Origin of the sequence: Dankookia rubra (assembly GCF_004355005.1) — a bacterium.
GTDB lineage: Bacteria > Pseudomonadota > Alphaproteobacteria > Acetobacterales > Acetobacteraceae > Paracraurococcus > Paracraurococcus ruber_A.
This window is the reverse complement of sequence record NZ_SMSJ01000161.1, coordinates 1-7,593: the sequence shown is the minus strand read 5'-3', so window position 1 is coordinate 7,593 and position 7,593 is coordinate 1. Positions and strand designations below refer to the sequence as shown.

The following is a 7,593-nucleotide window of genomic DNA, read 5'->3' as shown; positions in this document are numbered from 1 at the left end:
GATCACCTGTCGCCGACGTTCCTCTTGCGCCGCCGCCGGCAGCTTGCGCATGTCCACATGCTTCATGCCCCCAACCTGGACGGATCCTACTCGCCTTCAAGACCGCCCAGGTCGGATCAATAATGCGCACTCTTGGCGAGCCGCAACGCGCTGGGCTCAATGTCCTCCACCACGCACCGGACCTCACAATCCTGAATCTTGTTTGGGGGCCGGGCATGACGGTGATGCCGCACAATCACCGCATGGCAGCGGTGATTGGCATCTACACAGGCCGGGAGGACAACACCTTCTGGCGTCGCGTCGGTGTTGAGGAGAATGGGGTCGGCCGCATCGAGGCTGCCGGAGGGAAGGCGCTGTCAGCGCGCGACTGCGCCATCTTGGGCAAAGACATCATCCACTCGGTGACGAACCCAATCCCGCGCCTGACGGGGGCAATCCACGTCTACTGGGGCGGGGACTTCTTCGAGATTGACAAGAGCGAGTGGGACCCAGAGACGCTGTGCGAGCGGCCCTACGACAAAGAGAAGGTCGCGCGGCTGTTCGAGGACTCGAACGCTGCTCTCACCGCGGCGCGCTGATAGCACGTAGCGAGGACCCGTCCATGGCCAAACTCCAATTCCGCGAGACCGCCGCGGTCGAATACGACCGCAGCGTCGGCGAGATGACGCTGCGGATCGTCCCCTCCGTGCTACGCGCTGCCCACCTCACGCCGGGGAGGTAAAGATGGGAACGGAACTCACCTACGGCGAGGCCGCTGCGGCCGGATACGATCGGACCTTTGCCCACGTCTCGGCGCGCTTCGTCCCGGCGTTGCTCCGCGCTGCCCGTCTCGCGTCGGGCATGCACGTCCTCGACGTTGCCACCGGCACGGGGCTCGTTGCTGAGGCAGCTTTGGCCGCCGTTGATCCGACCGGCCACGTCACGGCGGCCGACATCTCGCCCGCCATGGCCGAGCGGGCACGCGCCCGACTGGGCGACGCACCGAACGTCACGATCGCCCTTGAGGACGGCCAGTCTATGAGCTTCCCCAATGAGAGCTTCGGCGCTGTGGTGTGCGGCCTCGGGCTGATGTTCTTCCCCGACCCGACGCGCGGCCTCGCTGAATTCCGCCGCGTGCTGCGTCGCGGCGGGCGCGTGGCCGTGTCCGTCCCGACGACCGCCACGCGCACCTACGACGGGCCGGTCTTTCTCGCCCTCGCCCGCCACGCGCCACCGCTCGCCGAGGCCACCACCCGCATGTTCTCGCTCGGCGATGCGGCGTGGCTGGGTACGCTGCTCGACGACACGGGATTTCGGGACGTGGAGGTCGCCACCGAGGTCCAGCGCTTCGAGAAGCCGTCCTTCGACGCCTATTTCGAGCCCTACGAGCGCGGCTGGGGCACGGCCGGGCAGGCGTACGTCGCCCTTCCTGATGAGGGGCGCCGTGCCATGCGCGAGGAGGTGCGGCGCTCCCTTGGCGACACGGGTGGCCCGATCGAGATCGATGTGGAGATCAGGTTTGCCAGCGGGCGGCGGTAGCGGACCCGGCCCGCCGCCCGATGATGGAACCCGTCTGTCACCGTATGCGTGGAGGAGGGCATGTCCGAGGTACATTCTTGCGGGAAGGGAGTGGGCGGGTTCGACCGGACCTTCGGCCTCCACATGCGGCAGTTCGTTCCAACGCTCCTGCGCCTCGCCCGAATAGCATCGGATCAGAGGGTGTTGGACGTGGCGACAGGGAGAGGTCCGGCGTAGCCTCGGTAACACAATCGAGCTAATCGAGTTGCCGGTGGGCATCTCGTGCGGCAGTGGTGCCAATGGTCATGGGACGCTCTTGTTCCCGTGGGCCTCCGGTTCAAGCCGCTGTTAAAACAGAAAACCTAGCCGCCCTTCTTCCCGCGCCGTAATCTCATCACGCCCACAAAAGGAGGCGTTCATGCGGATGAGCAAAGCAATCGCCCTTGCGATCGCTGCCGCGGGGCTGGGGTTCGGGGGAGCGGTGGTCGCGCAGCAGACCGCACCGACTCAAGCCGTCGGGCTGGCCACCCCCAAGATCGTGACGCTCGACCTCGGACCGGAGATCGAGGGCATGGCGGGACGGCAACTGCGGCTGCGCTTCGTCACGCTGGAACCGGGCGGCATCCTGCCGGTCCACAACCACCGCGACCGCCCGACCGTCGAGTTCATCCTGAAAGGCAGCCCCACGGAGTTCCGCGGCGATCAGCAGCGCGTCGTGCCCGAGGGCGAGGCCGTGGTGTCCGACCGCTCCACCACCCATTGGTGGCGGAACGACACCAGGGAGACGGTGACCTTCATCGCGGCCGACATCTTCCGGCCGCAGTAGGTCAGCCCTCGCACTTGAGCCTGCCCAGGAGGCCGGTGGTCCGTGCTGCGAAGGCACGCAGCCGTTTTATGTGTGCCTCGCAATTCTAAGGCGACATCGCGTCGAGCTTCGCCTTGCTTGTTCTCCCTCTTGGTCTTTGCCATGCAGTCACTGGTTGCTGGAAGCACGCATCTCGTTAGGGGTGGTCGCCGAAGCGGCCAAGGCTCTGCACGGGGCCACCTCTGTCTGAGTCAAAGAGTTTCAGGCGACCGTCGAGGACGCCGACTGCGCGGAAGCCTCCGGCGAGCCTGCGGTTCGCGTTGACCGTTCCGCGATTGCTGGCGCAGCGTCCCCAGGCCGGGAGGAAGAACGGCGCCGCCCCGCCCGCGACGCCGGGCTGCACTGGGGCGGCCAGCACCTTGTCTATGCGACGGCCATCGAGGTCCATCACCTCGAAGCGCCACCCCTGGGCCTCCACGGCCTCGCCGACGCGCGGCAGCCGTCCAGTTGCGTGCAGAACGAACCCAGCGACGGTCTCGTAGCCCCGCTCGACCGGGAGAGCGATGTGCAGGTGCTCCCCCATCTCATCCACTGGCATCCAGCCCGCCAACAGCGAGGACTTGTCACTCCGTTCCACCGCCATCGGCTCGTCGCCAGGGTCAATGTCGGCACGAAAGGCGCCGACGATTGCCTCGGTCAGGTCGGTCGGCGTTATGACGCCCTGGAAGTGCCCGTACTCGTCGTGCACGAGGGCCATCGGCACTTCGGCCTCGCGCAGGATCGACAGCACGTCGAGCGCGTCGGCCGTGTCGGGCACAACTGGCGCCCGCTTGGCCATCGTCCGCACGTCCGGTGCTTCACCCCGCAGCAGCGCGGGGAGCAGTTCGCGCGAGCGCACGACGCCGACCGTAGCGTCCTGCGATCCATCTCCGACCGGCAGACGGGAGTGCGGCGAGCGAAGGACCACAGCACGTGCCGCCTCTGAACCCGCCGCTGCGTCGATCCAATCGACCTCGCCTCGTGGTGTCATGACGGCGCGGACCCGCCGGTCCCCGAGCCGCAGCACGCCCGCAATCATGCGGTGCTCGACGCCTTCGATCCCGCCAGTCCGCTCGGCGTCGGCTACGACGGCGCGCACATCGCCCTCAGTCACCCTCTCCTCGGGCTCCTCGGCGCGGCCGAGCAAGCGGAAAATGAGGTTGGCCGACACGTCGAGCAGCCATGCCGTCGGAGCGGCAACGCGCGTCAGGCCGGACATGAACGGGGCAACGGCGCAAGCGACCCCCTCCGCGTTCCGCAACGCGAGGCGCTTGGGGACGAGTTCGCCGACCACGATAGAGAGGTAGGTAACCAGTGCCACCACGGCTCCGAACCCGACCGGATCGGCGACCGCGGTCGGCCACCCAAGCCCCGCAAGCCACGCGGCCAGTCGCCCACCGAGGGCGGCGCCGGAGAAGGCGCCTGCAAGAATGCCGACGAGTGTGATGCCGATCTGGACGGTGGACAGGAAGCGGCCCGGATCGGTGGCGAGGGCTAGTGCGGCACGTGCGCCCGGGTGACCGGCCGCAGCCATGGTGCGCAAGCGGGATCGCCGGGCAGAGACCACGGCGAGTTCCGAGAGCGCAAATACGCCGTTCAGCAGGACGAGCACGAGTACGATGGCAAGTTCGAGCAGGATGTTCCTCCGTCAGGTGATAGCGGGCAAAGGTCCTGTACGTTCCGCCGCACCACCGCGGTGGATCAGGGAACCGACCCGACTCGCAGGCACTCGCTGGCTGGTGGGCCGTTTCCGGCGACACCAATGGCGTCATCGTCGGCGGCCACGGCAGGCTCGCTGAGCGCCGCCCGTAGGGTCGCGGGGTCGAACCGACATTTCATTGCACGATGCCAGGGAGGCCGAGCCCACGGTCGCAGAAATGGTTCGAGAACAACTCGAACGACCAGTTCGACAAGGAAACTGCGCTTGCAACGGAGGGCCGGGATCACCCCGACCCTCGGCAACCACCCCCAAATCCGCGGCGCTATGGGGATCGTCAAAAGCACCCGGAGGTCCGCATGCCAAGCCCGTCCACCATCCCCGAGAGCGTTCGCAACCTGCTCGGCTATCGGTGGCGCGAGGGCGACAACACCTTCGAGAGGGTGTTCCGTTCCGATCCGGATCGGCAGCCTAGCCACTACCACATCCGCACCGGTCAGATGGTCGAGACGGACGCGGACACGCTCTCGCATGCCGAGGTTAAGGCACTGGTCGAGGAGGGCGTGTTCGGCAATCTCGCTGCCATCCATCCCCGAGGCGTGTCGATCAACAAACACGCTCAGCACGCTCTCACGGATTTCCTCGGTGAGGTGTACAGGGCGTGGCGGACCTATCAGGAGCGGCTGGCCGAAATCGCGCGCGTCAGTCCGCCGGTCAAGTAGCGGGCTGGCTCACCAGCCCCAGTCAGGCTTTGACAGCGGGGCACCTTGGTCGGGGCGGCCGAGGAGTATGCCCGGTAACGGTGCGGCGCCGTAGCGGCACCAGTTCAGGCGCGCGCTGGCTTCGGCGTCAGCGGACCAGTTTCGGTTCTAGCCGGACACGGTGTCGTTCCCCTGTCGTGATCCAGCCCCGGGCGCGGATCACGTCGTTGCTCTCCACCGGCCTGCGGCCCGACCCGAGTGACCACGTGATGTGATAGGTGGAGCCGTCCGGCCGCCGCGTGGTGCCGCCGATCTCGACGACGAGCGCCTGCGCACCCGCGCCGTCATCCGCCACGCCCACGACGAAACCTTCGGTCTCGGTCGGGAGCAGGAAGTTCTGCGAAACCCCGGCCCTGAGTGTGACGTGGTGGGCCACCACCTGCGAGTAGGCTGGCGGGAACACCGCCATGAGAGCTTCCCGGTCCTCCGGGTGAAGCAGCCAACCCGCGACGTGTCCGGCCATCTCTCAACCTCTGCCGTACTCAAATGCCTCAACGCCCGACGGGGGCGATGGTGCGGGGCGGGACCCTTGGTCTGGACCACCTCTGAACCGTGCGTCCGGGCTGCGGGCATCAACCTCGTTGACCATTGCTCGGACGGGGGCGCCGCGTTCCCGCGTCGGCCAGACGAGAAGAATGGGGAGGACGGCTGTGTTTGTTGTCATCCGACGGTATGCGGCCCGGGCAGAAGCAAACACAGTAGCCCGGCGCGTCGGTGAGGGGCTGGTGCCGGTCCTGCGGACCTGCCGGGGTTCCGGGCCTACTACGCCTTCGTCGGCGAGGACCATCGCCCGGTTTCGGTCAGCATCGTCGCCAGTCGCACGGACGCCGTGCTCGCCAATAGGCGAGTGCGTGATTGAGTCGCGGTAAACATGGCCGACCTGATCCCCGACCCTCCTGATGTCACCATGGGCGAGTTGTTGGTCGATGCGGCGACCTTCGGCGACGAAGCCGAGGGTGGGCAGGGTGGAGCGTTCGATACCGAGTGGGTGGACGGCGGCGTCTGACGAAAGAGTACACGGCACTTCCCAAGGAGGTGCGCTGGGCGGCGTGAGCGGAGGTTCGCTGTAAGGACGATAATACCGAGCGACCGGTCGAGATCGTGGTGGAGTTAAGGATCGGCGGCGGGCGACGGTAGGACATCGTGCAGCGGCCCGCCTCGCGTGCGGTATCCTCGTGCTGGTTACGCCTGCCTATAAGGGTTCACCACCGAAGCAGTCCTCGCCCTCGTTGGCCCGGGTCGCTTCATGGCCCGCCGAGTTCCCATGCGCATGCTGTAGAGGGCACGCGGACGGCTCGGGGGCCGCGTTCTTACTTGATTTGCGGTCGAGATGGCGCCGCTCCATCATGAATTGCTGGGGAAGGTAGCAGGGGAGTCACATGCTGTCCCGGGCCATCTCCTTGGCTTGCCTCGGCGGGGCCGTCGTCCTCGCGTCCGCATCGGCCGACGCGGCCGGACGGCCGAGCAAAGCGGCCCGCATGATAGATGTAGCGGCGGCCCACGCCGCGGAGGCCAACCACCCCGTGATGGACCTTCCGCCCGGCCTGCGACGGCAAGTGCTCTGCACCGCGCTGAACGTTTACCACGAGGCGCGCGGCTCCACTCGGCACGACCAGATCAGCGTCGCGCTCGTGACCCGGAACCGGGCGCTCCACGAGCAGCGCTCGTACTGCTCCGTAGTCTGGGAGCGGGCGCAGTTCTCGTGGACCCGCTACAAGGTCCAGCGCCTCATCCCGCGCGACGACGCGGCGTGGGACCGCGCGCTCACGCGGGCGATGGCCGTGGTCGCCAACCCCAGCCCGACGGACATCACGCGCGGCGCCCGCCACTTCTACAACCCGCGCTCGGTCCGCCCGCGTTGGGCGCGTCCGGGCAAGGTCGTCACCGCCCGCCGGATCGGCCAGCACCGCTACGTACGGCTGCGGGATGCCCGCTGGTACAAGTGATCCGACACTGATCCGCTTCCCGACTCACACCAGTCCGGCGAAGGTAAGGGCAGACAGGGCCGCGCCACCGATCCCCAAAGCCCCGGCCACCCAGGCAAGCGCTACAATGCCGGTGATGATTCCCGCCGATGCCAGCACAATCCCGACTTGCAGCAGGGCAGAGGCGGTGTCGTAGCGGCCGTCGTCGTGCATGGCCCTGTCGCGCTCCGCCTCCGCCGCTTTGGCCCGCTCCATCAGTTCGCGCCGTCCCTCGCCCGTCTCGGGCTCGCTCTCCCAGCGGGCCATCGTGGCGCGCCACCTCTGGACCTGCTGCTCAAGAGCGGTGCGTGCCGCCGGGTCGGAAATCCGGGTAGCATCGAAGGTCGCGCGATCGGCCTCGGCCGCGAGGACGGTCTGGCGGATGGTCCGAGCCTGGAAGAAGGCCCAGAGGTTCGCCGACGCGACGTTCTTCATCTGCGCTTCGGTTTTCGCATCGTCTCCCGCCACCTCGGTCAGAGCCAGAGCGAGCGCAAGGGCAGCGATCAACAGCGCCACGCGCCTGTTCTCCGTTGCCCTCTCGGCGGCCTCTACGGCCGGGTTGTCCGACATGTTGTTCCCCTTTGGCGAAACGCTAATTTGGTCCGGCGATCCTGCCGGTGGAGGTGACGGCCGACCAGACGGCGGTGAACTGCCAAAAGAAACGCCATAGGGAGCATCGCGCGACGCCTAATATAACGCCGTCGGCCGCACTTTCAGCGGGTCGAGCGCCCCGCAGCGGCGTGCCTTGGTGCAGGTGATGGGTAAGCGTCCGGTGACGCGGCGATCGACCGTCAGGTTGCCGCGGCGTCTGCGTCGCTTGGCAGGTTCCATGGCAGAAGCTCGGCGACACGGCTGACGGGATGGTCGGCG

At 67.4% G+C, this 7,593-nt stretch carries 9 protein-coding genes; 6 read left to right on the top strand and 3 right to left on the bottom strand.

Annotation, left to right across the window (positions count from 1 at the left end):
• Positions 1-122: 122 nt before the first annotated feature.
• From E2C06_RS34630 to E2C06_RS34620, 3 genes are all read left to right on the top strand, one after another.
• A complete protein-coding gene (locus E2C06_RS34630) occupies positions 123-578 on the top strand; it encodes a hypothetical protein (RefSeq protein WP_193560536.1) in 456 nt (151 codons plus the stop codon).
• Between the two features lie 145 nt (positions 579-723).
• Entirely contained in the window at positions 724-1,518 is a 795-nt protein-coding gene (locus E2C06_RS34625) for a class I SAM-dependent methyltransferase (RefSeq protein WP_133293101.1), read from the top strand.
• A 403-nt stretch (positions 1,519-1,921) separates the two neighbouring features.
• Positions 1,922-2,323: a cupin domain-containing protein gene (locus E2C06_RS34620; RefSeq protein ID WP_133293100.1), complete on the top strand. Its 402-nt coding sequence runs from the start codon at positions 1,922-1,924 to the stop codon at positions 2,321-2,323.
• A 175-nt stretch (positions 2,324-2,498) separates the two neighbouring features.
• Here E2C06_RS34620 and E2C06_RS34615 read toward each other — a convergent pair whose 3' ends face one another.
• Entirely contained in the window at positions 2,499-3,953 is a 1,455-nt protein-coding gene (locus E2C06_RS34615) for a hemolysin family protein (protein ID WP_241671603.1), read from the bottom strand.
• Positions 3,954-4,357: 404 nt separating this feature from the next.
• Here E2C06_RS34615 and E2C06_RS34610 point away from each other — a divergent pair, with 404 nt between their 5' ends.
• Positions 4,358-4,720, top strand: a complete 363-nt coding sequence (locus E2C06_RS34610; protein WP_133293098.1) for a hypothetical protein — start codon at positions 4,358-4,360, stop codon at positions 4,718-4,720.
• 127 nt (positions 4,721-4,847) lie between these two features.
• Here the strand turns inward: E2C06_RS34610 and E2C06_RS34605 are convergent, their stop codons facing one another.
• Positions 4,848-5,222: a hypothetical protein gene (locus E2C06_RS34605; RefSeq protein WP_133293097.1), complete on the bottom strand. Its 375-nt coding sequence runs from the start codon at positions 5,220-5,222 to the stop codon at positions 4,848-4,850.
• A 408-nt stretch (positions 5,223-5,630) separates the two neighbouring features.
• Between E2C06_RS34605 and E2C06_RS40540 the strand changes: the two genes are divergently transcribed.
• Together E2C06_RS40540 and E2C06_RS34600 are read left to right on the top strand one after the other, a co-directional pair.
• On the top strand, positions 5,631-5,765 hold the full coding sequence (locus tag E2C06_RS40540; RefSeq protein ID WP_277751918.1) for a hypothetical protein: 135 nt from the start codon (positions 5,631-5,633) through the stop codon (positions 5,763-5,765).
• A gap of 472 nt (positions 5,766-6,237) precedes the next feature.
• The gene (locus E2C06_RS34600) at positions 6,238-6,705 is read left to right on the top strand and encodes a cell wall hydrolase (RefSeq protein WP_165982875.1); all 468 of its coding nucleotides are present in this window, start codon (positions 6,238-6,240) and stop codon (positions 6,703-6,705) included.
• A 24-nt stretch (positions 6,706-6,729) separates the two neighbouring features.
• Here E2C06_RS34600 and E2C06_RS34595 read toward each other — a convergent pair whose 3' ends face one another.
• The gene (locus E2C06_RS34595; RefSeq protein ID WP_133293095.1) at positions 6,730-7,293 is read right to left on the bottom strand and encodes a DUF4337 domain-containing protein; all 564 of its coding nucleotides are present in this window, start codon (positions 7,291-7,293) and stop codon (positions 6,730-6,732) included.
• Positions 7,294-7,593 lie beyond the last annotated feature (300 nt).

Bases quoted from the DNA above. Each gene is read 5' to 3' on its own strand.
- E2C06_RS34625 (WP_133293101.1), top strand. From the start codon at position 724: ATGGGAACGGAACTCACCTACGGCGAGGCCGCTGCGGCCGGATACGAT.
- E2C06_RS34600 (WP_165982875.1), top strand. From the start codon at position 6,238: ATGATAGATGTAGCGGCGGCCCACGCCGCGGAGGCCAACCACCCCGTG.
- E2C06_RS34620 (WP_133293100.1), top strand. From the start codon at position 1,922: ATGAGCAAAGCAATCGCCCTTGCGATCGCTGCCGCGGGGCTGGGGTTC.
- E2C06_RS34610 (WP_133293098.1), top strand. From the start codon at position 4,358: ATGCCAAGCCCGTCCACCATCCCCGAGAGCGTTCGCAACCTGCTCGGC.
- E2C06_RS34595 (WP_133293095.1), bottom strand. From the start codon at position 7,293: ATGTCGGACAACCCGGCCGTAGAGGCCGCCGAGAGGGCAACGGAGAAC.
- E2C06_RS40540 (WP_277751918.1), top strand. From the start codon at position 5,631: ATGGCCGACCTGATCCCCGACCCTCCTGATGTCACCATGGGCGAGTTG.
- E2C06_RS34630 (WP_193560536.1), top strand. From the start codon at position 123: ATGCGCACTCTTGGCGAGCCGCAACGCGCTGGGCTCAATGTCCTCCAC.
- E2C06_RS34605 (WP_133293097.1), bottom strand. From the start codon at position 5,222: ATGGCCGGACACGTCGCGGGTTGGCTGCTTCACCCGGAGGACCGGGAA.